The organism is Mameliella sp. CS4, from assembly GCF_019392335.1.
Taxonomy (GTDB): Bacteria; Pseudomonadota; Alphaproteobacteria; order Rhodobacterales; family Rhodobacteraceae; genus Antarctobacter.
Window position 1 is genome coordinate 41,420 of record NZ_JAHXRQ010000022.1, and the last position, 23,452, is coordinate 64,871.

Here is a 23,452-nt window from a genome sequence, read left to right on the forward strand (position 1 = left end):
CGGATCTGCGGCGTCCTGCTCATGCTTCTACTCCACGCCCCGCACGGGGTTCATGAAGCCGAAACTCCCCGGTTCAGCGCCGAGTGTCTTTTCTATAATTGTCTGCGTCACCAGACGCCTGGATCGGACTTCGGCGGGCGAAAATCCGAACAGGCCTCCGTCCGTCAGGAACTGTGCTCCGGTAAAGAGAAACTGGATGGTTTCAAGCGGCCGATCGACGTCGAACACGCCCTCTGCGATGCCCTGCTCCACGATCTGCGCGAGAATCGGAGAGAGTTGGAGCACTGTCTGAACATTCGTGAGTTCGTGGAGTTCGCGGTTCTCGGGAAGGTGCAGCATCTCGGCAACCTCAAGACTGTCACCGTCGCCGATCTGACTGTTTTCCAGAAGGGCCTGCATCTTCTGCATCGCGGACAGCGACGGGTCGTCCGCCACGCCTTTGGCCATGTTGACGATCCGGCCTAGCGTTCGTTCGACTATGGCTTCGAGGATGTCCTGCTTGGACTTGAAGTAGTAGTAGTAGGTTCCCTTCGCGACCCCGATCTCGCGGATTATCATCTCGACTGAACAGTTCGCATATCCGTGCTGCCGGAACAGCCGATCTGCCGTCTCCACGATCTCTTCGCGTCTTTCCTCAGGGGCTTTGACGGTCCGGGCCAAGGCGATTCTCCTCTTCGATCCTTATACTGACTGACCGTCGGTCGGCAAAGGAGAAAAGCGAGTTTCATGGGCGCAAGTCACTATGCGCGAACCGTTTGACCGCTTCTGCAGCGGCTGCCGATGAACGGCTTGTGTTTTTCGCCGACATATCCGACGCGGCGTCTTCGAGGCCGTCTTTGCGCCTTGACGAAGCGCCAGAACTGGCTCTTTCTCAACTGTTGACCGGCACATCTCGCTGGAACGGATATCCCTCGGTCGTGCGGAATTGCGCTTCCAATGCCGCCATCACGGCGAGCGCCATATGGTCGTGCCAGTGCCGCGCGACAACCTGCACCCCGACCGGAAGTCCCACGCTTCCCCGTTCGACCTGTTGCGCCGTGATGTCCGCGATGTCCTTGGCCAACTTGCGGTCGCTCTCCTCGCCCGGTCGGACCCTGGTGGTCGAGACCACGCCCGCGGGTGCGCCGAGGACGTTGTAGGTGAAGGCGTAGCTTATTGCCGGGAACAGGTGCTCGCTAGCACCGTGTGTCATCGCAGGAACGGCGCAGGGTGGGCACAGCAAGACATCCAGCCCAGCGGCATCCAGCTCACTTTGAAAGCGTTCCCTGTAATCCGTGCGTGCCTCGACGAGACGCCAATAGTCGGCGGTCTTCAGGGCACCCATGCTCCCAATCACACGCGAATTGTGGTGCTGTCCCCGCGCGGCCATGATCCGGGAAAGCACGGCGAGGACCGCGCGCGGCGTTCCCATACCCTTAACCGCATCGGCCACTTGCGGGATCGGCTTTTCCGATCCGAGCAGGGATTTCATCCGCCCAACGCCGCCAGCGGACATCACGCCAAGGAAGATCCGCATTGCCTCAAAAGAGTCCGGCGCGGCAACGGGCACGGTTTCGGCCCCGAGCTTGCGCAGGGCTTCGGCGGCCTCTTCGACCGCGCGCCGCAGTGCGGGGGACGCACTGAAGAGTCCGTTGTCTGTGTAATAGCCAATGCGCATGCCCTTGATCGAGATCGTCGACGGGTCGGTCCACGGGACCGGAGGGACGTTGTCGATCGTGGCGTTCTCCGAGGTCTTGGCGAAGACCTTCATCGCCAGCACGAGATCGGCAACGGTTCGGGCAATCGGGCCGGGCTGCGGCAGGATGGCTTCCTGCCCATATCCGAGAAGTTCGTTCGGGAAATCGTCGTTCGTGAATCGTCCCATCGTCGGCTTGAAGCCGTGAACGCCGCAGAAAAGCGGCGGGATTCGAACGCTGCCGCCCAGGTCGCTCGCCAAGGCGAGCGGAACGCCACCGGCCGCGATGATCGCCGCGTCGCCGCCGCTGCTGCCCCCGGGCGAGCGTGCAAGGTCCCAAGGATTGTTGCTGCGACCGTAGACCCGGTTGTCGCTCTCATAGCCCAGAAGGGTCTGCGCGATGTTGGTCTTGCCGACGATGATCGCACCCTCGGCGCGGAGCCTTGTGACCAACGGCCCCTCGTCTTCGTAGACGTTGCCGATCTTGTTGGTCGCGCCGAGCGTGACTTGAGTGCCCCTGACCTTGTATTGCTCCTTGATGGTTATGGGCACGCCGTGCAGCGCGCCAAGGGGCTTGCCCCTCGCACGCGCCTCGTCGGCCAGCTTGGCTTGCGCGCGGGCCTCGTCGAACAACGGAATGACAACCGCGTTGAGGGCGGGATTGACGGTCTCGATGTGACGGATCTGGGCATCGACGACCTCTTTGGCGGAGAGATCGCCGGCCTTGATAGCGGCGGCCAGTTCCGAGGCGCCGAGATGGATCGTATCCTTCGGGGGGCGGGTATCCTTCTGTGCCATTCCGGGAACTCCTCAATTCGTGGGTGTGTCGCGAACCCTAAAAACCAAACTCCAACGCAATACCGTGCGGAAAACCGCGATGACCCCGGACGGTTTGCGGGCGCGACAGTCATCGGCGGCGCAGTCGCAGGGCGATCCCGACAAGCAACGTCACTGCACCGACGAACGCCAAGCCCTATTTGGTCGTCGTCCAGAAGTTCGCAGTCGCCGCCATCTGGGGTGTCATGCCATCGGCGCCCGCGCGCAACATCGCGGCAACCGCTACATTTTCCAGGTAGTCTACCACGATGGATCCGAGCGACACGGTGCCAATGATGCGGCCCGGAAGGCCGGGGAACAGCCAGCGGTAACCGAGGAAAAGAACCGCACCCAGAAGTGGGGGAAAGGCCATGTCGAGCCACAGCTGCACATCGAGATAGAACCTCGCACCCTCGTCCCCGATCGCCGCAACAAAGCCTCGCGCATCATCGAAGGAATAGCCCGTTAGCCGCATTTCCAGAACACGCGCGCCTCCGGCCAGTTCCTCGATCCTCGGCGCCGTCCGAAGGTTCATGATCAGCCACGGCACAAGCATGGCCGCGAAAACCACCCAGAACAAGCGCGGCATCGCCATGGTCATCGCTCTAGCCGCTTGCCGCACTGGACAGGCCGTTCAGGACAACCGTCCCGGCCAGGATCAGGCCGATACCAAGATAGGCATAGCCATCCAGCGACTGGCCGAAGAAGACCGCGCCCATGATCGTCACACCCGCGATGCCGCCCCCGGCCCAGACGGAATAGGCCACCCCGAGCGGCATCGTCCGCACGACCTGCGACATGATGAAGAAGGCGACGCCGAAGCAGACCAGTGTCAGGCCTGCGTAGCCGATCTTTGTGAATCCGTCCGACAAATTGAGTGACGCGCTGGCAAGGATTTCAATGCCACCCCCCAAGGCAAGGAGAACCCAGTGCATGCTCGTTTTCCTTTGCTTTCGATCGTTGTCAGTCCTGGCTGCTCGGTCTCGCGCTCGGTTCTGAAGAGCCGAAGACTTCTGGGGGCAAGGCTGCCCAACCCCACCTGCGCCCAAGTCTTGTCGCGGTTTAAGCGTTGGGCATGGGTGGTTGGACAGTCCGCATCGTCAGTCGCCGTCTAGCTTGGCATTTGCCGAAACAACATCGGATCGACGGATGCTGCTGCCAGAACACCGCCCCAGAGCGCACCGGGGATACCGGGGCTCAGCACGTCCTGACCTGCAAGGAACAGCCCCGGCATGGGCGTCCGCGTTTGCAGGGCCTCGCTCATGAGACGCTCTGGCGTCGTGTCGATCCCGTAGAAGGCGCCCTTGTGATGCCCCGTGATGGCGCGCGTCGTAAGCGGCGTCGAGAGATTACGGAAGACAACGAGCTTGGCGAGGTCCGGAAAATAGGCCTCGAACTGCGCGAACATCGCTTCCGCGATCTTGGCCTTGAAGACCTCGTAATCCTCACCCCGCGCGCCCGGCTCCTGGCCCGCCCATGTCTCCACCGCCGACCAGTCGACCCAGGCGACGATTTCGCCGGCGTATTTCTGCGAGGGTCCGGGGTCATGGGCGGGGTCCTTCAACGAGGCGAAGGAAACGAAGAGGCCGGGCGGCGGACTGTCCGGCGCATCCGTCCAGACGACATCGACCTTGCCGCCCGGGTAAATCCAGTGGTTCGACCGCGTTGCCCCGGCACGTTCGATATCGCCCTCGTAGCCCACGAACAGGCTGAAATGGGCGACCGAGTGCGGCAGGGCATTGATCTCGTCGATCCAGTCCTGATGTCCGCAACCGTCGGGAAGCAACGTGTTTACCGTCTCGCGCGCCCCGATGTCCGAGATCACCGCATCCGCGCGGATCTCTTCCCCCTCGGCCGTCCGCACGCCCACGACCCGGTCGTCCTCGATCAGGAGTGTCGCGACCTTGGTGTCGGCCCGCGCGTCACCCCCCGCCTTCGTGATCGTCGGCAGGATGTGCTCGGCAAAGGCCGCGCCCCCGCCCTTGGGATACCAGGCGCCGCTTTGCAGGTAGCCCCCGGTGATAAGGGCATGCATGGCGAAGCTGGCCTTGCTGGGCCTGCCGCCATGATCGAACCACTGCGCGGCAAAGGCCGCCGCGAGGACGGGATTGTCGGTGATCTCGTCGATCACCTCCTGTGTCGTCCGCGTACACCAGCGTTCGATGTCGTGGCTGTGCCACCACTTCAGCGCCGTGCCGACGAAGCCGGGCATCGCGCGGGTCGAGGTGACCTTGAGCGCAGCATCCCGGCCCTCCTTCAGCGCGGCGATCCATGCGTCGATGGCCTCCGCCTCCTCGGGGAATCTGTCCTTCAAGTCGCGTGCCTGCGCCTCGTAGGGGCGAGACATGGACAGCGGCGGAACATCGCCGATATGGAGAGTGTCAAAGATCGCGCCCATCGAGGCGAATTCGATCGGTGTATCCGACAGCCAGTCCAGAATGCGCCGCTCGCGATCTTCCGGCGCGACATGATTGAGATAGTGGATCCCAGCGTCCCAGCTGAAACCCTCGATGGTGAAGCTGTGGCTCAGCCCGCCCAGCTTCTGGTACTGCTCCAGCAGAAGCACCTTGTGACCAACCTTCGAAAGGGCCGCCGCCGCCGCCATCCCGCCCATGCCCGAGCCGATGACGATGGCATCCCAGTCAGTCTTGGTAGTGTCCGTCATTGTGCTGGTCCTCTCCGAAATGCGTCGCGCTGCCTGTGGCACGCGAAATCTCCGCACTAGCAGCGAAGTCGTGCGATGCGATGATGGCCAGTCCCGGAAGCCGCTGCTTTAGGCGACGCACATTGGCGAATGAAGCCAAAAGGATTTTGCTGTCACCCGTTCCGGGTACGATCTCCTTTTCGAGCAGATCCGCCTCGTATGTTAGATCAGCGACAAGAAGGATCGGGTCCCATCCTTCCCGGCGGATCAGCATCGACAGCGAGCCCGCCGTATGCCCCGGCGTAGGCAACAGGATCATGGACCCATCCCCCGCAACATCGTAAATGCCATCGAACCCTGCGAAAAGCGGGTCGTCGTTCGGCTCGAAGGTGATCTGACGCCACTTCGCCGACGGAATTTCGATATGCTCCCGCAGAATCCACTCTTGCTCCGGATGAGGTTCCGACAGGATTGCCCATTCGCGCGCACTCACGATCAGTTCGGCCTGCGGAACCTGCGCGATGCCGCCAACATGGTCAAAATGCAGGTGCGAGATCACCGCGGTCCGAATGTCACCGGCGACGATGCCTGCCTTCTCCAAGACATGGTCGATGCGATCGTCTTCGTTCACGTGCAGCTTGAAGATGCGTGGCAGCAAGAAGCGCCCGATTGCCTGTCTGATATAGCGGCTGTCAGAAACGATAGCCGGGTCAATCCCGGTATCGAAAAGCACGAACCCGTCGCGGTGCTCGATCAGGAAGCACTGCAGAGGCAGCGTCGCCCAGCTTCTCCCGAATAGAACCCACCAGAGCTGAGGTTTCCTGCTGCCGTATCGGTGCTCCTTGTGCTGCTCCGCATGCCCGCAAGTCAGAACCCGAACCGACCCAATCGGGAGGTTCTCTCGCAGACGCGGATTGGCCGCTGAAATTTCCTTTTCAACCAAATGGCTCGTCCTTCAAAAAGAACCCGATCAATTTCCCCGAGTTGTGGTACTGCTCGCTTGAATCGCTAGATCTCCCCCTCAGGCTAACTTCCGGAGTGTTCTTCTCCTTGACGTGGGTCAAGGACGACTGAAACGTCGCGTGGCGCGATCCGTGCTGGCCGGATTTTCCTTCAGCTCGGCCTCATCGCGCGGCGGCGGCGCCATCAGACGCCTCCGTCTTCAAACAGGTCGAATGACAGTCCCGCGTGCTGCACGATCCGGGCCCGCAAGAGCGGCCCCATCGCGGATGCAGGCGTCCAAAACCCTCCTCCGACCGTGATCCTTCCCTCGTCCTGCCGCAAACAGAGGGCGGCCTCAGTCAGCATGAGTGTGGTCGAGCGCACCCCGGGGTCGCCCTGCCCGGTGATCCGCGCCTTCAAGATGGTTCCGTCGGGCATCTCGCCGACTTGCATGATTTCGTATGAACCGGACTCGCGCACCTCACGGCTCGGACCCTCGCCGGATTTTGGCAGAACCCGCCGTTCGAGTATCCGCCTTGTCGCCGGGATCGACATGGCCATGAGAAACAGCCGACCGAGGAGGGTATCGCGCATCGCAGCCCACCAGCCCCCGACCCCGCCACTGGTCAGGCCGGTCTCCTGATAGCGGAAGTCCCGTCCATAGGGGTAACCCGTGATCGCATTGGTGCGCCGCACGACCTTGGCATTCATCGGACCCATGAAATAGGGTTTCGTCCAGGCCTTCAGATCGGCATCCCAGGTCACCTCGATCGGCATCATGCGGTCGGGACCGTCGGGACCGTCCCGCATTCCCTCGGGGCACAGCGCATACGGATCAATAGACAACCGGCTGAAATCTGGATCGGTTTCACGCAGCCGCATCGCATTGAGGAAACTCGCGGCCGTTCCGCCGCTGAAGCCGCCCTTCATCCGCGTCACGCGAGTCGCGACGCGCCGGCACGGCTGACCGTAGCGGGCGAGCGCAGCCTCCTGCAGGAACTGCACGCCGAGATCGGAGGGGATCGAGTCATGTCCGCAGGAATTGACGATGCGCGCCCCGCTCTCTCGGGCTTCATCTTCATGGACGTCGATCATGGCGCGCATCCATTGGGGTTCCGCCGACAGATCGCAGTAGTGCGTCCCGTTCCTGGCACAAGCCGCCACCAGTTCGCTTCCGTAGAGCGCGAAGGGGCCCGCGGTGGACGCGACAACCTGCGTCCGGGCGCTCATGACCTCCATGAACGCGTTGTCATGGCTGTCGCCAACCAACAGGGCAATAGGGCTACCCGCATCAGGCAGGTCCTGCCGCAGGGCTTGCAGTTTGGCCTCGTTCCGGCCGCCTATGGCCAGCCCGAGCCCACACTCCGCACAACGTCGGGCAAGATGGCGCGCGGCGCGGCGCCCCGTGGCCCCGGTCGCGCCCCATAGAACGATATCGAACTCTCGCCCAGGCACTACTTCGGCTGCGTCCGAGGCACGCCTTCTTTCGGTTTGCCCATGCCTGACTTGCGAAGCTCGCGCTCCGTCAACTCATCAAGGATGTCGTTTCTGTCAGCCAGTACAAAGACCCGCAGTCCGTGCAGCGCCACTGCAAACCCCCAGCCAATCAACGGCCAGATGAACCAGATGTCGCCCTGTGAGGTCACCAGATTGACGATCACCAGCAACACCATCACTGCGGCATAGACGGCTGCGTGAACGAAGAACCCGTACTTGGCCTCGGCACGCCGTCGGGCGTTTGCGTATTTATCGGTATGAGACATCGACCCAGCCCCCAGGGCATCTAATTCCAAATTACGTGAAAACAGATCAAACCCGCCTCACACAATGACGTGGATCAATTGCGCCCTGACGACGGATGAACTCCAAAAAAGGGGTGCAGCGCTTATCTTCGTCGGCGCATGCGATGTCCGCCTGTGTCAGACTTCGCCACCGCAAGCAGTGTTTCCCTCAGCGGTCGAAATGCCAGAATGATCTGGTCTGGGTTTTCCGGCGAGGTCCGACCAATCGGGCCGGACTGACGGCCCGGGTGTTGTGCAACGGTCTTATTGTCGGAACAAAGCAACCGATGTCCGAGTTCGCAAAGCGCAAGACGGATTTCCGCCCGAATGGGAATTGCTGCACCGTGGAGCGATGACGGCTCCGGGCTCTTTGCGGACATTTTCTGCGCTGCCGCAACGGTTCGCAATCATATGCACCACAAAATGCAAAGGGCTGGCGGTTGGCGGGGCCTTTTGCGTTTGGCGTCACATGATCCGGATCAAGGACCGCCGCAGCGCGGCATGATCTTGGGTCGGTGATTTGCATCACAGGAGCAGGACATGTCCTTTACCGAAAAATTCGCCGAGACCCGCAACAACCTGCGCAACCTGCGCAAGGCCATCCCCGACACCTTCGCCGGTTTCATGGCAATGGAGAAGGCCGCCAGTGCCGACGGTGTGCTGAGCCATAAAGAAAAGGAACTGATCGCGCTTGGCATTGCCGTGGCGCTGCGCTGCGAGGACTGCATCACCAGCCATGTCGGCGCCTGCTGCCGCGCCGGGGTCACGCGCGAGGAAATGGTCGAGGCCCTGGGCACCGCCATCCAGATGTCGGGCGGGCCGGGGCTGATGTATGCCTCCAAGGCACTGGCCGCCTTCGACGAGGTGCTCGCCGGCGCCTGAGCCGGGCTGCGGCAGCCTGTCGCGACGGAGACACATTCCAGTGTCGTTACATGAATGTGAATTTCAGACAACGGATGGATCCAATGACCAGATACCTCGCCCTTGCACTCGCCCTTGCCGCCGCGCCCGTTTTTGCCCAGCAGGGGCAACCCGGCGTCCATTTCATCGAGAACTGGGATCTCGACGGCGATGGCAAGGTCACCGCCGAAGAGGCTGCCGAGCGCCGTGGCAATGTCTTTGCCGCCTTTGACGCCAATGAGGACGGATTTCTCGACGCCCAGGAATACGTCCTGTTCGACGAGGCGCGCGCGGCGGACATGGCCGCCCAAGGCGGCCAAGGTCGCGGTGCCATGAAACGTGCCGCTGATGGCATGCTGCTGGAACGCAACGATAGTGATGGCGACGGCAAGGTCAGCCTGGCGGAATTCACCGGCGGTGCCGCCGACTGGATCGCCTGGTTGGACAGCAACGAGGACGGCGTCGTGACCACTGCCGATTTTGGCCGCGGCATGGGCGCGGGCAAGAACTGACGTGTCCCGGCCTTGCCCCCGCCACACCCGATAGTGCGTGCGGGGGCAAGGAGGTCGACTATGGCTCTCAAACGTGATCCTTGGCTGACAGGGATCATCACGAGAGAGACGTCATGACAGCCAGACCGGACAAAGTGCCGCTTGCCGTTCTCGTCAGCATCCTGGCCATCGTCCTGTTCGACCTGATGGGCCTTCTCATCAAGCGGTTGTCGCCGCACTACGGTGCGGCGGAACTGTCGGCCTACCGCAATATCTTTGGCCTGCTGCCCAGCGCGATCATCCTGTGGATGAACAGCGCCTGGCGTAAAGGCGGTCGCCGGCTGGGTATCCGCCAATGGCGGCTTGCGATGGCGCGGGGCGTGGCCGTCACCTTTGCGCAGTATCTGTTCTACCTGTCACTGGGCCTGATGGCCTTTGCCACCACCACGACGATTTCCTATTCAACCGCGCTTTTCACCACCGCCCTGTCCGTCCCGCTGCTGGGAGAACGTGTCGGCCTGATCCGGTGGTTTGCGGTCGGTATAGGCTTTGTCGGCGTGCTGATGATCATGCAGCCAGGCACGGCCGGTTTCTCGTGGCACATGCTCCTGCCCTTCGGGGCGGCGGCCCTGTACGGATTTTCCGGCGTGTCCGCGCGCCTGATCGACCCGGAGGTGCCGACCCCCCTCTTCAACCTGCATTCCTCTACCATCGCGGTGCTGGGATCGCTGACACTGGCCTTGTCGATCGGCGGATTCACCCCGGTGGCCAGCCTGCAGGATCTGGGTCTTATCGTGTTGATGGGGCTGTTCGGCGGCACGGCGGTGCTGTGCCTCGTTGTCGCTTACCGGATGACGGAACCCAGCAACCTGGCGCCCTTCAGCTATCTCGGGATTCCCATCGCCTTTGGGCTGGGCTGGCTGTTCTTCGGAGAGGCCCCCATCGACGACCTGCTGCCCGGCGCGCTGTTGATCGTCTTCGCGGGCCTGATGATCTTCTACCGCGAACGGCGCCTGCGCCGCACTGGCCGGAAGACAAGCTGACCCGCGCGTCACCCGCACAGGTCAACTCCGGGCACAGGCGCCTCAGCCGCGCAGAGTGCCGCCTGTGGCCTTGGTCACCTTTTCGACGATCTTGGCGGCAACCGCCTCGATGTCCTTTTCCTTCAGCGTCTTGTCCGTGGGCTGAAGGCGCACGGTGATGGCGAGGGATTTCTTGCCCTCACCCAGGCTGCCGCCGATGAACTCGTCAAAGACGCGCACCTCGTCGATCAGCGCCTTGTCCGCGCCCTGTGCCGCGTTGACCAGCGTCAGCGCCTCGACATTGGCATCCACGACAAAGGCAAAGTCGCGCTCGACCGCCTGCAGGTCATTGAGCACCAGCGCGGGCCGGGTCGCGCCGCTCTTGCGCGGCATCGGAACCTCTTGCGGCCAGAGCGTAAAGCCCACGACAGGCCCCTTGATGTCCATTGCGGCCAGCACCTTGGGGTGCAGCTCTCCGAAGACGCCCAGCACCTTCTTGGGGCCAAGGCAGAACTTGCCGTGCCGCCCCGGATGCCACCATTCCCGCGCCCCGCGCAGGATCTGCATCTTGGCGGGCGCGCCCATCGCGGCCAGCACCGCCTCGGCATCGGCCTTGGCATCGTAAAGGTCCACGGGCCGCGACGCGCCATGCACGTCCTTGGGCCCGGTGCGCCCCACCAGCAGGCCCGTGACCTGCACATGCTGTTCGCCCGGCTCGCCGCCGTGGAAGGCATGACCGACCTCGAACAGCGCCTGGTCCATGAAGCCGCGCGCCTGGTTGCGCGCCGCCGCCTGCAAGAGGCCCGGCATCAGCGCGGGCCGCATGTGGCTCATCTCGGAGCTGATCGGGTTGGCCAGCATATGCGCGTCATCCCCGCCACCGAACAGCGCCGCAGCCGCCTGGTCGATGAAGGAATAGGTCACACATTCATTATAGCCCAGGGCCGCCGCGGTCCGCCGCGCACTGCGTTCGCGCACCTGCATGGGCGACAGGACGGGACGGGTCACGCCATCGGTGAGACGCGGCAGCGGCTTGCCTTCCAGCTTGGTCAGCGAGGCGACGCGCGCCACCTCCTCGACAAGATCCGCCTCGCCCAGAACGTCGGGGCGCCAGGACGGCACATGCGCCATGTCGCCGTCCATGACGAACCCCAGCGCCTCCAGCGTGCGGCGCTGTTCCTCGGCCGGGATTTCCATGCCGACCAGGGAGATGACGCGATCGGTGTTCAGCTTGTAGGCGCGCGCAGTGTCCGGCACCTCGCCCGCCACGACAACCTCGGAGGCTTCGCCACCGCAGAGATCGAGGATCATCTGCGCCGCATCCTCCATGGCCTGCAGGTCGTACTCCGGGTCGATGCCGCGTTCGTTGCGATAGCGTGCGTCCGAGTTGATCTTGAGCGCGCGACCGGTGTGGGCGATCTGGATGCGGTCCCAGACAGCCGCTTCGAGGAAGACATTCACGGTCTCTTCCGTACAGCCGGTTTCCAGGCCGCCCATGATACCACCGATGGACTCGATGCTCTCGGCGTCGGAAATCACCACCTGCCCATCCGAGAAGCTATAGGTCTTTTCATCCAGCCCCACGAGCGTGTCACCCTGTTTCGCGCGGTGGATGCGCAGGGTGTCGCCCTTGACCTTGTCCGCGTCAAAGACGTGCAGCGGGCGGTTGCGGTCGAAGGTGAAGAAGTTGGTGATGTCCACGAGAATAGAGCGCGGACGCAGCCCGATGGCGCGCAGACGGTCCTGCAGCCAGGCCGGCGACGGCCCGTTCTTGACGCCCCGGATCAGGCGCCCTGCGAAGACAAGGCAGCCGCCCTCGCCTTGCGTGTCCGCGTCGATGGTGACGTTGATCGGACAGGGGAACTGGCCCTTAACCTTTTCGACCTTCAGCGGTTTCAGCGTGCCAAGACCCCGCGCCGCCAAGTCGCGCGCGATGCCGTGAACGCCCAGCGCGTCCTGCCGGTTGGGGGTGATGGCAATCTCGATCACCGGATCGACCTTGGCCGGGTCGTTCTGCGCCAGCCAGTCGGTGAACTTCTGGCCCACCTCGCCCGAGGGCAGCTCGATGATGCCGGTATGTTCGTCGCTGAGTTCCAGCTCACGCTCCGAGGCCATCATGCCGTGGCTCTCGACGCCCCGGATATTGCCCACCGACAGCGTCACGTCGATGCCGGGCACGTAATCGCCCGGCTTGGCCAGCACCACCGTGATCCCGGCGCGCGCGTTGGGCGCGCCGCAGACGATCTGTTTCACGCCTTCGTCGGTTTCGACCTTGCAGACGCGCAAGCGATCGGCGTCGGGATGCTGTTCGGCCTCCTGCACCTTGGCGAGCGTAAAGGCAGAGAGCGATTTCGCCGGATCGACGACCTCCTCGACCTCGAGCCCGAGATCGGTCAGCGCTTCGGTGATCTCGTCGACCGAAGCTTCGGTGTCGAGGTGTTCCTTGAGCCAGGAGAGGGTGAATTTCATCGCTTCATGCCCCGCATATGCGTCACGTCGCGCCGTCCTTAGCGGATCGGGTGGGGGGAGGAAAGAGGGGCGCGTTGCCCGGACGACTTGCCGGTTGATGTGTCGGGCGAAAGGGGGCTCTGCCCCCTCGGCCTGCGGCCTTCACCCCCGGAGGTATTTTCAGCCCAAAGAAACATGGGCGCGCGCGCAGCGGGGCCGGCCAGGATGGCCCGGCGCGGCTCACTCGGCGTCGCGAATGATGTCCGGCACGCCGAGGCGGTCGTTCAGGCGGTTCATCTCACGCTCGACCAGGCTGATGTTGCTGTCGCGCACGGTGGGCAGAAGGGCGCGGGCGTGGCGCACCTGCGCATAGTCCAGCTCGGCTGTGATCAGTTCCGGGTCCTTGCCGGCGATGGCCAGAGGATGACCGAACGGATCGAGGATGCGCGATCCGCCCCAGAAAGTCAGATCTTCTTCTGGCCCAGTCCGGTTCACCATGATCGAGGGGGCGCCGTACATCATCGAGTAGAAATGCATTGTCGCGGTCCAGCCCGCCGGGTTGTCGAAAGCCTCTCCTACCGCCTCGACCCCGCTGGAAATTGGCGAGACCAGCAGCGTTGCGCCATGCAGAAAGGCAAGGTGGACCAGCGCCGGGTTCCAGAGGTCGGCGCAGATCAGCAGGCCCAGCCGCCAATCGCGCGTGATCTCTTGCGTGTCCACGAACCGCCCCTGGGCATAGTATTTCGTTTCGATCAGCTTGCCGTAGGACGGCAGGTTGATCTTGCGGTGGATGTAGATCAGCTTGCCGTTCTTGTAGACCCCCGCCGCGTTGTAGAATTGCGCTGCCGGGCCTTCCTCGACAAATCCCACGATCAGGATCGTGTCGCCCGCCGCGCGGCTCAACTCGATCAGGCGCGGGTCGCCCCGTTTCATCGTCACGTCCAGCAGGTTTTCGGCGCCATAGTGGCCGACAAGACTGAGTTCGGGGAAAACCAGCAGGTCCAGCCCCCGGGCCTGCGCCACCCAGCGATGGTGTTCCTCGAAATTCGCATCAAGGTCGCCTATCTGGCTGCCGAACTGCGCGGCGCCGACGATGAGCGTTGCAGACATCACATGCCTCTCCTTTTGTCCCGACTGCCTCGCTCGGTCAGCACGCGTCAATCGCGATAGCGTTCCGCTAGGTCCTCGGAGTCGCCCATTGCCGCCAGCCGCAACTCCCGGATCAGCCGCAGGGTCGGTTTCAGTGCGAAAAAGACCGATCCGACGACGAACAGCCAGATCGCCTGTGTCTCCCAGCTTGGCCAGAAAAAGAGGATCGAGCCAATCAGGAAACAGAAGGCGGCGATGAAATCGACGGTGGTATGGGCGATCTCGAAGGCCGCGTAGACGCGGCGCGAGTCGGCGCTGCGCTGGCGGTTTTCGTGGGAAAAGAGCGTCATGTCAGCGTGCGAGAGCCCGGAAAGACCTCGTCATCGGGCCGAAACACTCACCCAGCGAGAGGGTGAAGGAGGTCGGAAAGGCTGGTTCGTCGAAACTGATGAGCGCCTGCCCCCAGTGGTGGCTAGGCTGGGAGCCGATGCTCATGGAGGCGAAACAGGTGCCCGGCCCCTGCCCGACCCAAAAAGCCTGATGGACCGCCCGGTTCTGGTAATTCCCTGCCAGCCCCGGAATGACCAGCATGGCCGGGTCGCCGTTCGGATGCGTAAAGGACAGGACGGCCGCGCCGCCGGTGTCCTCTTCGTAGACGACGGGGCCTTGCGCGCTGTCCCAGACCTCATCGGCGAAGGCAGGGGTGGCGAGGAGGGCGGCAAGGGTGAGGGCGCGGAACATGGCGGATCTCCGGGGTTTAGATGATTGATCGGAGAGTGGCATGGACCGCCGTTTCTGGACAGGGGGAAATGGGGGGCGGAGCCGCGCCATCGACGGGCCGCGCCTCAGCGATCCTGACGGTGGAATCCCGCGATTTATGGCTGCCACGTCCGAAGGAGATCAAAGCTGCGCGCTGTCGTCACACAATCGCCGGGCCGTGGAGGCGGCCCGTCAAGTCGGAGACATGCCTAAGGCATGATTGCGCCGCGGCCTTCGGACTTGTTCCGCGCCAGCCCCAATTATGTCAACTATTTACTCAAGCCGAAGTATTGAAGAACCAGAACAGTCAAGACTGACACCACTATGGGAACCAAGACAGATTGCAGAAGGCGGTCAGTCCAATGAAAAGTGTATCTGGCGGCTTTCTTCCACCAAACATTGGCCCGAAAGAAATCCGCTGCCTCATGCCCAAGCGGTTTGATTTCGGCAATCGAAAACCCGTGGGTTTCTGTTAGTCTTATCCATCCCCGATTTTCCATCTCACGCAGGTGAAACCGAGTTGCACTGTCTAGGAAAGGACCGTTTTTTGCTTCCTGCTCAAAGCGCTCACCGAACTTGGAAGGCTCAGGATCATAGTAAGTCACTCCGCGCCCCTCATCTGCATCCTCAATGGCGAAAACAAGGTCCTTCAAAAGGGCGTGGTCCAGTTTCACCGACTCAAACCAGCCGCCGTCGTCGGAACGTCCAGTGCCGCAAACCCGTAGTGTCGCAGCCAGCGCAGGTCCGAGTCGAAGAAGGCGCGCAGGTCGGGGATGCCGTATTTCAGCATCGCGATCCGGTCGATCCCCATGCCGAAAGCAAAGCCCTGCCATTGGTCCGGGTCCACGCCCGCGGCTTGCAGAACCTTGGGATGCACCATGCCAGAGCCCAGCACCTCCAGCCAGTCGTCGCCCTCACCGATCTTCAGCTGCCCGTCCACCCAGGAACACTGGATGTCGACCTCTGCCGAGGGCTCGGTGAAGGGGAAATGCGATGCGCGAAAGCGCGTGCGGATGCCGTCCACCTCGAAGAAGGCGGCAAAGAACTCTTCCAGCAGCCATTTCAGGTTCGCCATCGAGATCTCGCGGTCAATCGCCAGCCCCTCGACCTGGTGGAACATCGGCGTGTGGGTCTGGTCGTAATCGGCGCGATAGACGCGGCCCGGCGCGATGATCCGGCAGGGCGCGCCGTGCTTTTCCATGTGCCGGATCTGCACCGGAGAGGTATGGGTGCGCAGCACATGCGGCGGGCGGTCGTCGCCCTCGGCGCGGGCCATGTAGAACGTGTCCATCTCGGCCCGTGCCGGGTGGTGCGACGGGATGTTCAGCGCGTCGAAATTGTACCAGTCGCTGTCGATCTGAGGACCTTCGGCGACGGAAAAACCCAGATCGGCAAAGATCGCCGTGATCTCGTCCATGACCTGGCTGACCGGGTGGATGGTGCCACGGCGCATCGGGCGGCCCGGCAGGGTCACGTCCAGCCATTCGGTCTTCAGCCGCTCCTCAAGCGCGACATCGGCCAGCGCGGCCTTCTTGGCGGCCAGGGCCGCGTTGATCTCATCCTTGAGCGCATTCAGCGCGGGGCCGGCGACCTGCCGTTCCTCGGGGCTCATCTTGCCCAGTTCGCGCATCTTGAGGCTGATCTCGCCCTTTTTGCCAACTGCGGCCACGCGCAGTTCTTCAAGCGCGGCCTCGTCGCCCGCGTTGGCAATCAGGTCGATGTATTTCTCGCGCAGGTCTTGCATGTCACGTCCCTCAGGCTTGCCCGCGCCGGGTTAGCCCCGCGATGGCCGGTTTGCAACCTTGCTTTGAGCCTTGTCGGCGGCGCTTACCCCGAGGCGAAGGCCCGAACATCGGTCACGAGCCGGGTCACCTCGGCATCCTCGATCTTCATCTCTTCAAAATGCGCGGCGAGGTTTTCAAGGTATTCGCGGCTGGTGCCCAGAAACCCCTCGCCGGTCGCGATCAGGCGCACCTGTTCCTCATGGGTCAGATCGCCCCGGATGTTGTCCGCCGCGTGGTTGGCGAGAAAGGCCAGCGCGTCTTCGGTTCCATGATCGGTTTCGACGGAAATGAAGCGTGGCAGGTAAGCTGGGCCGAGCCGCTCGCGGTGCCAGAGGCTGCGGGTTTCTGCCAGCACATCTTCGGCGGCGATCCGAAAGATCAACCCGTGGCATCCCTGCCCGGTGTCCAGCGCCGCCATCAGGCCCGGCTGATCCTGCGTCCCGCGAGCGCCGTTGGTGTCGAACAGGATAAAGCGCCGTTCGACCCCCGGTGCAAAGCCGCGCCGCACCTCTGCAAATCGCACCCCGGGGTCCCACATCAGCGAACCATAGCCAAAGACCCAAAGATCGCGGTCCATCCGTCCCGCCAGCGCTTGCGCCCGGTCTGCCTCGATCTCGGCCTCGGACAGGATCCAGTCCGTGGAGCGCCCGTTTTGCCGCCCGATCTCGATGGCCTTGTCGATATGGAAATCCGCGAAAAAGCTGTCTTCGCGCGGCTTGATGAGAGGGCGCAGACCGGGGTGGTATCGGAAAGGGTCGTTGGTGGTCATATTTGGTGCGCCCCCGGAATGCTTTGGCCCAACATGCATCGGCGTGCCGGAAAAGCAAAGGCGGCGGTGGCGATCGCGACGGGATTCGAACCCGCAACACCCGGATAGACAATTCGGCACCACGCCAAGCAAAAACAGAGCCTTAGCGTTTGGAGAAGCGCGGGACAGACCACGAACGAAACGGAAATGTTTGGAGATTGGGCACAACCCCGCTGCCGGGAATCGCATCAACATTTGAATCTCGCAAAAAAACCTGTTGACGCCGCCAACGTTATGTCCTAAATCTAGGACATAGACGGAAGGGCATGAGGCCCGCCGCATCAGAGGAGAGACCCGATGGCACACACTGAAACCTACACCGCTAAGAACGCAGAAGCCGCCAAGGCGATTGCCGAGAAGACAGGCGTCACCCCTACGTCGATCAAAGGCCGGAACCCCAGCGGGATGTTCTCCGGGCGCAGGGTCGAGCAGATTTCCGCAACCGAATTCGAAATCTACGCATCGAACGCGGACCATACCAAATTTGAGCGCCTCGTTGCCGCCTGCAATAGCGCAGTTGCCGATGCCGCCGAAGTCGTTGAGGATCAGCCAGCAACGCCGCGTCAGATCAGCTATCTCAACGCACTGATCGAGCGTGATCCCGGCGCGGCCATGACGATTGGTGCATCCAGCGACGGCTCCGCCTGCATCGACAGGCTGACAAGAGCCCGCGCCTCCAAATTCATCGACATGCTCACGGCGGGCGTGTGATGCGGATCGTCCTGATGCACAACCCGTGGGGCGCTCGCGCGCTCCACACCATCGAGGCAGACACATTCCACGAATGGCGAATTTCCATTGCCCAGATACCGGCGCGCGGACATGAGAGGTATTCGGCGGCAATCTACCTGCCGCATAGCGGAAAACCCTACCCGGTTCAGACCTTCGAGGGATGGGGGATGCCGCGGGAGGTCAGGAGCGCAGACGGATTCCTTGTCGTACGCACGGGCCTGCACGGCGCCAGGCTGGCTCATTTGCAGTGGGCGGTGCTGGCCGACTTTCCCCGCGTGCTGACAAGCTGGCTTGAACAGATCGACGCCATGAGCTCTTTTGCAAGTGAGAGCATTGAATGACCCCTGAAAACCGACTGGAATTCATCACTCGAACCGGCGAGGCGCTTTACGGCGCCCGCTGGCAGACGCCGCTGGCGGAGGATCTGAAAACATCGGATCGCACCGTGCGGCGTTGGATCTCTGGGCAGAACGAGGTGCCTTGGGGCGTCATGGCAGAACTGCGGGGGTTGCTCATGGCGCGAGGCGCCTGCATCCACGAACTTCTGGCGGAGATGGACAATGCGGATCGCTGATCAGCGCATCAACGCCGCCCGCCTCTCCGCACTCGCCGGCGTGTGATCGCCACAGCGGGCGCGGGTCCAAACTCCAGCCGCGCAGCCGCGCGCGACGGTTTCGTCGATGCGCTCCTGGTCCTCGATTGTCAGGCCCCGGGCGCCGGGCAGCGCGTCACCGAGGGTGGCTGACAGGCCCGGCACACTCTCCGGCTGCGAAATCCCACAGGCCCCCAGCAGCAACACAGTCGCGGCGGCCAAGCTCTGCCCAGATCGCGGCTTTTGTGGCATCGTCATTCTCCTGTTGGATGTCCCGTGCGTGATCGCGCCTCCCCAGCGCGTAGATCCCGGCGGCAAGGCTGGCGGTTAGCGCCAGCGCAATGGCAAGGCGGGTCATGGCGCAATCTCCGGCAGGGCGACGGTCTGCCCTGCCAGCTGGTGGGTGCTGTCCGTCAGGAATCGGATGCGGCCATTCTCGACAAAGCTGTGGCATCTCTGGGTCTTCCGCTCCGGGCCCCACTCTCTCCACGCGTTGATCGACGGGCTGATCGTAGGCCGGTCGACGTCACCGTTGAACGACCAGCAGGGGCGCTGCGCAGAGTCGGTGTTCAGAACATGCGTCCAGCCGCAGCCGGGGCAGTCGAAGGAAACGGATTGGCCCCGCCGAGTAACCCGGCTCACTTCCGCACCGCCTTCCAGACGCGCGCCAGAATCAGCAGGCCGACCGCAGCGGCCAGGAACAGGCCCAGCCCCCAGGCCGCGTCGAGCGCCCAGGGCGGGGCGCTGTCGATCACGCGGGCGCCGCCATAGCCCGTCCCTGCCCCGCCCAACACTTTGGTCGCTTCCTTCAGAGACGTGTCTATCCGCGCGGTCACCGGGTCCTTGGGGTCCGGCTGCGGCGTGGCGCGGATCTGGCGCAGGGCGGTCATGACCTCTTCGATGCTGGCGTGCGCCTTGTTGAGGCCGTCACCCGCGTAATAGCTCTGACCGGCCCGCACGGTGCGTCCCTTGACCTGGACGTCATGCGGCACCGGCAGGCTGGCCCATTCCTTCGCCAGCGACAAGGCAAAGGCCGCGTCAGAGATCCGCCCGGCCAGGAAATCGTCCAGCCCGCGCCGACGCAGCAGCGCCAGCGCCAGCCGGTTCTGCGTGGCCCGGTCGTACCGGGCGGTCAGGGGCACGCCAGCCTCGCGGTAGAGCCCGCGCAGCGTGTCCTCCAGGATCTGGTAGGCCCCCGCCGCCTCGCTCTGGTACAGGCGGTCGATGCTGTCCTGCCAGTCCAGCACCTGCCCCACGGTCATCTCGACCAGCGGGCGCGGCGGGTGATCCTGCGATTTGATGCCGCCCCAGACGGCGCCATAGTCATTGGCGCTTTCATGCAGGCGCAGAACCGCCAGCAGCGGTTCCACCGCCGCGATCGTCTTGTCGGTCATGCCGAGTCCTTTCCATTTTCGGATGTGTCGTCACGCAGCAGTGCGCGCGGCATCAGCGGCCCCCGGCGCCACAGGCCCCAGAGGTGCAGCGCCAACCATGTTTTCACTTGAGGCTCAGCACGTGGGCCAGCTTGTCCCAAAACAGCGCCGTGCCGCCCGCGACCATCGAGCCGATGCAGCCCAGAAGAATGCCCGCGCCTGTCATCCTGGCCTTCCAGCTGGTGACGGATCTGGTGACGGGCTCGATCTCTTCGAGCCGCGCCTCGAACCCGGTCAGGCGCAAATCGCGCAGCTTTCCGTCCTGCCGCTGGCGCACCAATTCGTCACGCAGTCCCTCGATCGCGGTACGATGCGTCTCTGCCTCGTGCAGCACACGCTCCATCGTGCCAGCGAGACGCCCGATCTCTTCAATCATTCGTTGATCCGTCATCACTCACAGGTCCGAACCCCTAGCGGGCATTACGTCCAGCACGGAGGCAGGCTGGGATGCCAGCGCGGCGGTTGTGATATTGGCCGCGCCATCAGAGCACCCAAAAAACCAGAGGCCAACCACAGGGTCAGGTTTCGGTCAAGAACTCTTCTTTTTGCCCACCAATCTTCGTATGCATTAAAGCGGCGACCTTCATCGAGAAGATCGCCACTCATCCATGACGTGCCGTATATTGGGACAAAGATCACCTCTCTCATGGTCACAGGTCCCAAAACCCAGATGCCAGCCAAAGGGTCAGGTCTCGGTCCAGGAACGCGCTTTTGGCTTTCCAGTCGGCCCTGATTGTCCCCCGGTTCACGGATTTTCCGTCCCCACGCGAGCTACCATGATAGGCAAACCCGAGCGTGCCGGCCTCATCTGTGTCCAGTTCAATTATGATCTTGCGCGGCTCTACAGTGACCGATGAAATTGAGCCCGATGTCCCAGCCCACTCGAAACCGTAGTCGGCAACCGGGCTGCCGCTGACATAATGTCGATCCGTCGCAATCGTCTCATCCACCATGACACCATGCGGCCCGCCGACATAAGCGGTGATTGTCGTGCCGCTGCGTGTCACGTCGCGCAGGTAGGGCGCGGACCACGGCTGCCCGAGTGCAACGGCCTCGGCAGACAGGGCGACCAATTCGCCAACCTGCACACAGCCCTCGGCCTCAAAATGGATGCCGTCATGCTGGGGGATTGCCCAGCCAGAGCACACCAGCGTCACATCCGACCGGCTTGCAGCGATCTCCACCTGGGCTTGCAGGCACGGCCATTCGCCGCTGGTATCGCTTCCCGGAGGCTGCACGATCAGGATCTGCGGCGGGTATTCCTGCCCCGTCTCCGCCATGATGTCCGTTTGGATATGGCCGATCAGCGTTTCAAAAATAGTCGTGTATGCGGAAACTGACAGCCCCGAATCCGCCGCGCCCTGACACCATGCCACGACTGGCACTTCGAACAGCATACCGATCCCAGCCGATATGCTCACCGCGTCCGTGACCGCGCCGATCAAATTTGCATAAGCCTGACTGGTCCCGACATACGCCGGGTCGTCGGATGGCAAAAGGTTCTCGACTGCCTGCCCACCTTGCCCCTCCTGTCTGCCGAAATAAACCGCGCGCCGCCCCAATTTGCGCGAGTTCAGCGCCGACCGGCAGACAGACGGCCCCATGACCGACTGGGCCGCGCCGTCCGTTTCATGCACCGGCCAGAACGTGGTGGCCGCAATACGGGAACCTCCGCCCCACCCAATAGGCCCTTCGGTGTCTTCGAGCGTGATCGCGTTCATCGGGAACTTGATCGCCTCGAAAGCCGTCAGCGCGCCGTCAGAACCGTTGAGTTGCATCCAGGACTGGCCATAGCCGAGATGCCCGACAATAACGCCTGACCCAGGCGCATCCACCGCAACATCCCCCTTGCCTGCAACCATCCCGCCGGTGCTGGTGGACGGAACAATCGACGGTGTGACGCGGAACGAAACTTGAAACTGTACGTTCGATTGCGACTGCGTGTCCGTCAGAGTGCTGGCATTCCCCGTTCCGCTGCCCAGGAAAATTGCCTCCCCCGCGCTGCTAACCATCGCCGGGACGCTGTTGACAAAGAAGCCGAGATACTGCCCCGGCTCGACTGAAATAGCTGTGAAGTCCGTGCCTGCGACATAGGATTTTGCGCCGGTGCTGCTGACGGTTATTGCGGTATCACTGCCAACCTGTGTGAAAACATTCCCGGCTTTGGTGAACACCTTGGCATAAAACGTGCCGGTCGCAGCAGCATACAGATTGATCCGATCAACAGTCCCTTTGAAATGGACCGGCTGGGCAAAAACGCACGGCGCGTTCGCGCCAGACGCCGTGTCTGCCACCATGTCGCCATCGCGCCCGATCACACGGACGCCTGACGTGCCATCCGTGATGACCTCTGCCGCTGTCACGCGGACGTCCAGAGCGTCCACCTCATCGCGGATCAGGTCCGTCTCGCGCGCGCCCAGAGTATAGCGCAACTGGATGTTGATGTTGTCCTGGGTCGAAGCGTCCGTAAACCCTGTGCTGTCTCCGGAGCCGCTGTAGAATGCGGCGCCTGTCTCCGCCACGCGCCCGACCACAGCAGGCCCGTAGAAGCCGAGGTATTCGCCCTCCAGCACCTCGATAGCGGTGTAGTCGGTCCCGCCCACCAGCGTCAGGGCGCCGGTGCTGGATATCGTCACATCCAGATCGGACCCAACCTGCGCGAAGTCATCGCCCGATTTGGCAAATCTCCGGATCGTCAACGTCCCGGTTGCCACTGCATACAGATCAAGCTGGTCCAGTGTGCTGTTGCGGGTCACGACCTCGGAGAACACATAGGTCTGGGCAGAAAAAACAGTGGACGTTGCGGGGGTTCCTGTCAGGCCGATTTCCTGCGAAAATTCCAGCCAAGATGCGGCGCCCGACGAGATAGCGCTGTCCACGTAAAGTTTAGTCGCCGCCTCGGCATCCGCCGCCGGTGTCGGCACCGTCACCGTGTCCGCGCCGGTCATGTCCACGTCGCCGGTGAATACCGGATCCGCGGCGGTGGCCTTCAGGTCGATCTGATCCTGCAGTGCACCCGCGTCTCCGACCTGCGTGGCCGTGATCGCGTCGGTATCCAACACAAACGTGTCAGGGTCAGCGACAGAAAACCGGTAGCTGCGCGCGCCGTAGGTCGTGCCGCCATCGACAAAGACCGTCGAAAGATTGATTTCGCTGGACGCATCCATGTCCGTCTCGCGCGTCCATGCACCGGCGTCGTTGTAGGTGTAGACGCCGTTTTCCTCGGGCGCGGTCTGCCCGCCGACGCCGACCCTGTCGCCGTTCGAGAGCGTCACGCCGTCCACGGTCTGAGAGCCGCTCAGAGTGATGTTCGACCCGGCCCAGGCAGCAACCGGGTCGCGGTCGATGCCATTGCCGCTCACCGCGCTCTCGTTGGCCGTGACGCGGGCCTCGAGGGCGGCCAAGTCTGTTTGATCCGATTTTGTATTTTCGATCCCCTCCATCCAGTCACCAAGTTGCTCTTGGTCGATCTGGTGGCTGGACGCAGGGGGATTCCCCTGCGCGACGGTGCGCGCGGGCAGGACCATGATTTATCC

The 23,452-nt window shown here is 63.0% G+C and carries 26 protein-coding genes; 6 read left to right on the forward strand and 20 right to left on the reverse strand.

The window, feature by feature from the left end:
* Nucleotides 1-27 precede the first annotated feature (27 nt).
* The 8 genes from KZZ07_RS21090 to KZZ07_RS21125 all read right to left on the reverse strand — a co-directional run bounded on the left by KZZ07_RS21090 (nucleotide 28) and on the right by KZZ07_RS21125 (nucleotide 7,840).
* Entirely contained in the window at nucleotides 28-660 is a 633-nt protein-coding gene (locus tag KZZ07_RS21090; RefSeq protein ID WP_219516960.1) for a TetR/AcrR family transcriptional regulator, read from the reverse strand.
* Nucleotides 661-871: 211 nt separating this feature from the next.
* Entirely contained in the window at nucleotides 872-2,473 is a 1,602-nt protein-coding gene (locus KZZ07_RS21095; protein WP_219516962.1) for an amidase, read from the reverse strand.
* A 175-nt stretch (nucleotides 2,474-2,648) separates the two neighbouring features.
* Entirely contained in the window at nucleotides 2,649-3,092 is a 444-nt protein-coding gene (locus tag KZZ07_RS21100; RefSeq protein ID WP_219516964.1) for a hypothetical protein, read from the reverse strand.
* Between the two features lie 4 nt (nucleotides 3,093-3,096).
* Nucleotides 3,097-3,426 carry a DMT family transporter gene (locus tag KZZ07_RS21105; protein ID WP_219516965.1) on the reverse strand — a complete coding sequence of 110 codons (330 nt, stop codon included), beginning with the start codon at nucleotides 3,424-3,426 and terminating at the stop codon, nucleotides 3,097-3,099.
* A 176-nt stretch (nucleotides 3,427-3,602) separates the two neighbouring features.
* The gene (locus KZZ07_RS21110; RefSeq protein WP_219516967.1) at nucleotides 3,603-5,156 is read right to left on the reverse strand and encodes a phytoene desaturase family protein; all 1,554 of its coding nucleotides are present in this window, start codon (nucleotides 5,154-5,156) and stop codon (nucleotides 3,603-3,605) included.
* Nucleotides 5,134-6,078 carry an N-acyl homoserine lactonase family protein gene (locus KZZ07_RS21115; protein WP_219516969.1) on the reverse strand — a complete coding sequence of 315 codons (945 nt, stop codon included), beginning with the start codon at nucleotides 6,076-6,078 and terminating at the stop codon, nucleotides 5,134-5,136. The genes KZZ07_RS21110 and KZZ07_RS21115 overlap by 23 nt, the downstream gene beginning before the upstream one ends.
* 203 nt (nucleotides 6,079-6,281) lie before the next feature.
* Complete coding sequence (locus tag KZZ07_RS21120; RefSeq protein WP_219516970.1) at nucleotides 6,282-7,532, reverse strand: saccharopine dehydrogenase family protein; 1,251 nt, start codon at nucleotides 7,530-7,532, stop codon at nucleotides 6,282-6,284.
* On the reverse strand, nucleotides 7,532-7,840 hold the full coding sequence (locus KZZ07_RS21125) for a 2TM domain-containing protein (RefSeq protein WP_219516971.1): 309 nt from the start codon (nucleotides 7,838-7,840) through the stop codon (nucleotides 7,532-7,534). Before KZZ07_RS21125 ends, KZZ07_RS21120 begins: the two co-directional genes overlap by 1 nt.
* A gap of 558 nt (nucleotides 7,841-8,398) precedes the next feature.
* On the opposite strand from KZZ07_RS21125, the gene KZZ07_RS21130 reads away from it, so the two are divergent.
* The 3 genes from KZZ07_RS21130 (at nucleotide 8,399) to KZZ07_RS21140 (ending at nucleotide 10,292) form a co-directional block, all read left to right on the forward strand.
* Nucleotides 8,399-8,740, forward strand: coding sequence for a carboxymuconolactone decarboxylase family protein (locus KZZ07_RS21130; RefSeq protein WP_219516972.1), 342 nt, complete (start codon nucleotides 8,399-8,401; stop codon nucleotides 8,738-8,740).
* Nucleotides 8,741-8,823: 83 nt separating this feature from the next.
* Entirely contained in the window at nucleotides 8,824-9,270 is a 447-nt protein-coding gene (locus KZZ07_RS21135; RefSeq protein ID WP_219516973.1) for an EF-hand domain-containing protein, read from the forward strand.
* A 113-nt stretch (nucleotides 9,271-9,383) separates the two neighbouring features.
* The gene (locus KZZ07_RS21140) at nucleotides 9,384-10,292 is read left to right on the forward strand and encodes a DMT family transporter (protein WP_219516974.1); all 909 of its coding nucleotides are present in this window, start codon (nucleotides 9,384-9,386) and stop codon (nucleotides 10,290-10,292) included.
* Nucleotides 10,293-10,334: 42 nt separating this feature from the next.
* Here KZZ07_RS21140 and pheT read toward each other — a convergent pair whose 3' ends face one another.
* The 7 genes from pheT to KZZ07_RS21175 all read right to left on the reverse strand — a co-directional run bounded on the left by pheT (nucleotide 10,335) and on the right by KZZ07_RS21175 (nucleotide 17,120).
* Nucleotides 10,335-12,740, reverse strand: coding sequence for a phenylalanine--tRNA ligase subunit beta (gene pheT / locus KZZ07_RS21145; RefSeq protein WP_219516975.1), 2,406 nt, complete (start codon nucleotides 12,738-12,740; stop codon nucleotides 10,335-10,337).
* Nucleotides 12,741-12,959: 219 nt separating this feature from the next.
* Nucleotides 12,960-13,829, reverse strand: coding sequence for a nitrilase-related carbon-nitrogen hydrolase (locus tag KZZ07_RS21150; RefSeq protein ID WP_219516976.1), 870 nt, complete (start codon nucleotides 13,827-13,829; stop codon nucleotides 12,960-12,962).
* Between the two features lie 47 nt (nucleotides 13,830-13,876).
* A complete protein-coding gene (locus tag KZZ07_RS21155) occupies nucleotides 13,877-14,158 on the reverse strand; it encodes a YrhK family protein (protein ID WP_219516977.1) in 282 nt (93 codons plus the stop codon).
* 1 nt (nucleotide 14,159) lies between these two features.
* Nucleotides 14,160-14,549 (reverse strand): hypothetical protein, encoded by a 390-nt coding sequence (locus KZZ07_RS21160; RefSeq protein WP_219516978.1) that lies wholly within the window; start codon nucleotides 14,547-14,549, stop codon nucleotides 14,160-14,162.
* A 287-nt stretch (nucleotides 14,550-14,836) separates the two neighbouring features.
* Nucleotides 14,837-15,241 (reverse strand): hypothetical protein, encoded by a 405-nt coding sequence (locus KZZ07_RS21165; RefSeq protein ID WP_219516979.1) that lies wholly within the window; start codon nucleotides 15,239-15,241, stop codon nucleotides 14,837-14,839.
* Nucleotides 15,238-16,311: a phenylalanine--tRNA ligase subunit alpha gene (gene pheS / locus KZZ07_RS21170; protein WP_219516980.1), complete on the reverse strand. Its 1,074-nt coding sequence runs from the start codon at nucleotides 16,309-16,311 to the stop codon at nucleotides 15,238-15,240. Before pheS ends, KZZ07_RS21165 begins: the two co-directional genes overlap by 4 nt.
* Nucleotides 16,312-16,394: 83 nt before the next feature.
* Nucleotides 16,395-17,120 carry a gamma-glutamylcyclotransferase gene (locus KZZ07_RS21175; RefSeq protein ID WP_219516981.1) on the reverse strand — a complete coding sequence of 242 codons (726 nt, stop codon included), beginning with the start codon at nucleotides 17,118-17,120 and terminating at the stop codon, nucleotides 16,395-16,397.
* Between the two features lie 336 nt (nucleotides 17,121-17,456).
* Between KZZ07_RS21175 and KZZ07_RS21180 the strand changes: the two genes are divergently transcribed.
* From KZZ07_RS21180 to KZZ07_RS21190, 3 genes are read left to right on the forward strand one after another with little or no spacing between them, the layout of a single operon-like run.
* Complete coding sequence (locus tag KZZ07_RS21180; protein WP_219516982.1) at nucleotides 17,457-17,870, forward strand: hypothetical protein; 414 nt, start codon at nucleotides 17,457-17,459, stop codon at nucleotides 17,868-17,870.
* A complete protein-coding gene (locus KZZ07_RS21185) occupies nucleotides 17,870-18,232 on the forward strand; it encodes a hypothetical protein (RefSeq protein WP_219516983.1) in 363 nt (120 codons plus the stop codon). Before KZZ07_RS21180 ends, KZZ07_RS21185 begins: the two co-directional genes overlap by 1 nt.
* The gene (locus tag KZZ07_RS21190) at nucleotides 18,229-18,465 is read left to right on the forward strand and encodes a hypothetical protein (RefSeq protein WP_219516985.1); all 237 of its coding nucleotides are present in this window, start codon (nucleotides 18,229-18,231) and stop codon (nucleotides 18,463-18,465) included. Before KZZ07_RS21185 ends, KZZ07_RS21190 begins: the two co-directional genes overlap by 4 nt.
* Before the next feature lie 154 nt (nucleotides 18,466-18,619).
* Here the strand turns inward: KZZ07_RS21190 and KZZ07_RS21195 are convergent, their stop codons facing one another.
* The 5 genes from KZZ07_RS21195 to KZZ07_RS21215 all read right to left on the reverse strand — a co-directional run bounded on the left by KZZ07_RS21195 (nucleotide 18,620) and on the right by KZZ07_RS21215 (nucleotide 23,443).
* Nucleotides 18,620-18,841, reverse strand: coding sequence for a hypothetical protein (locus KZZ07_RS21195; protein ID WP_219516986.1), 222 nt, complete (start codon nucleotides 18,839-18,841; stop codon nucleotides 18,620-18,622).
* Nucleotides 18,838-19,125, reverse strand: coding sequence for a ubiquitination-like system serine protease family protein (locus KZZ07_RS21200; RefSeq protein ID WP_219516987.1), 288 nt, complete (start codon nucleotides 19,123-19,125; stop codon nucleotides 18,838-18,840). Before KZZ07_RS21200 ends, KZZ07_RS21195 begins: the two co-directional genes overlap by 4 nt.
* The gene (locus tag KZZ07_RS21205) at nucleotides 19,122-19,877 is read right to left on the reverse strand and encodes a lysozyme family protein (RefSeq protein WP_219516988.1); all 756 of its coding nucleotides are present in this window, start codon (nucleotides 19,875-19,877) and stop codon (nucleotides 19,122-19,124) included. Before KZZ07_RS21205 ends, KZZ07_RS21200 begins: the two co-directional genes overlap by 4 nt.
* Nucleotides 19,878-19,980: 103 nt before the next feature.
* Nucleotides 19,981-20,307, reverse strand: a complete 327-nt coding sequence (locus KZZ07_RS21210; protein WP_219516989.1) for a hypothetical protein — start codon at nucleotides 20,305-20,307, stop codon at nucleotides 19,981-19,983.
* A gap of 259 nt (nucleotides 20,308-20,566) precedes the next feature.
* Entirely contained in the window at nucleotides 20,567-23,443 is a 2,877-nt protein-coding gene (locus KZZ07_RS21215; protein ID WP_219516990.1) for a hypothetical protein, read from the reverse strand.
* Nucleotides 23,444-23,452 lie beyond the last annotated feature (9 nt).

Excerpts from the sequence above, each read along its gene's own strand:
- KZZ07_RS21095 (WP_219516962.1), bottom strand. The coding sequence starts at position 2,473 with ATGGCACAGAAGGATACCCGCCCCCCGAAGGATACGATCCATCTCGGC.
- KZZ07_RS21100 (WP_219516964.1), bottom strand. The coding sequence starts at position 3,092 with ATGACCATGGCGATGCCGCGCTTGTTCTGGGTGGTTTTCGCGGCCATG.
- KZZ07_RS21105 (WP_219516965.1), bottom strand. The coding sequence starts at position 3,426 with ATGCACTGGGTTCTCCTTGCCTTGGGGGGTGGCATTGAAATCCTTGCC.
- KZZ07_RS21110 (WP_219516967.1), bottom strand. The coding sequence starts at position 5,156 with ATGACGGACACTACCAAGACTGACTGGGATGCCATCGTCATCGGCTCG.
- KZZ07_RS21125 (WP_219516971.1), bottom strand. The coding sequence starts at position 7,840 with ATGTCTCATACCGATAAATACGCAAACGCCCGACGGCGTGCCGAGGCC.
- KZZ07_RS21130 (WP_219516972.1), top strand. The coding sequence starts at position 8,399 with ATGTCCTTTACCGAAAAATTCGCCGAGACCCGCAACAACCTGCGCAAC.
- KZZ07_RS21135 (WP_219516973.1), top strand. The coding sequence starts at position 8,824 with ATGACCAGATACCTCGCCCTTGCACTCGCCCTTGCCGCCGCGCCCGTT.
- KZZ07_RS21140 (WP_219516974.1), top strand. The coding sequence starts at position 9,384 with ATGACAGCCAGACCGGACAAAGTGCCGCTTGCCGTTCTCGTCAGCATC.
- pheT (WP_219516975.1), bottom strand. The coding sequence starts at position 12,740 with ATGAAATTCACCCTCTCCTGGCTCAAGGAACACCTCGACACCGAAGCT.
- KZZ07_RS21150 (WP_219516976.1), bottom strand. The coding sequence starts at position 13,829 with ATGTCTGCAACGCTCATCGTCGGCGCCGCGCAGTTCGGCAGCCAGATA.
- KZZ07_RS21155 (WP_219516977.1), bottom strand. The coding sequence starts at position 14,158 with ATGACGCTCTTTTCCCACGAAAACCGCCAGCGCAGCGCCGACTCGCGC.
- KZZ07_RS21160 (WP_219516978.1), bottom strand. The coding sequence starts at position 14,549 with ATGTTCCGCGCCCTCACCCTTGCCGCCCTCCTCGCCACCCCTGCCTTC.
- pheS (WP_219516980.1), bottom strand. The coding sequence starts at position 16,311 with ATGCAAGACCTGCGCGAGAAATACATCGACCTGATTGCCAACGCGGGC.
- KZZ07_RS21175 (WP_219516981.1), bottom strand. The coding sequence starts at position 17,120 with ATGACCACCAACGACCCTTTCCGATACCACCCCGGTCTGCGCCCTCTC.
- KZZ07_RS21180 (WP_219516982.1), top strand. The coding sequence starts at position 17,457 with ATGGCACACACTGAAACCTACACCGCTAAGAACGCAGAAGCCGCCAAG.
- KZZ07_RS21185 (WP_219516983.1), top strand. The coding sequence starts at position 17,870 with ATGCGGATCGTCCTGATGCACAACCCGTGGGGCGCTCGCGCGCTCCAC.
- KZZ07_RS21190 (WP_219516985.1), top strand. The coding sequence starts at position 18,229 with ATGACCCCTGAAAACCGACTGGAATTCATCACTCGAACCGGCGAGGCG.
- KZZ07_RS21195 (WP_219516986.1), bottom strand. The coding sequence starts at position 18,841 with ATGACCCGCCTTGCCATTGCGCTGGCGCTAACCGCCAGCCTTGCCGCC.
- KZZ07_RS21205 (WP_219516988.1), bottom strand. The coding sequence starts at position 19,877 with ATGACCGACAAGACGATCGCGGCGGTGGAACCGCTGCTGGCGGTTCTG.
- KZZ07_RS21210 (WP_219516989.1), bottom strand. The coding sequence starts at position 20,307 with ATGACGGATCAACGAATGATTGAAGAGATCGGGCGTCTCGCTGGCACG.
- KZZ07_RS21215 (WP_219516990.1), bottom strand. The coding sequence starts at position 23,443 with ATGGTCCTGCCCGCGCGCACCGTCGCGCAGGGGAATCCCCCTGCGTCC.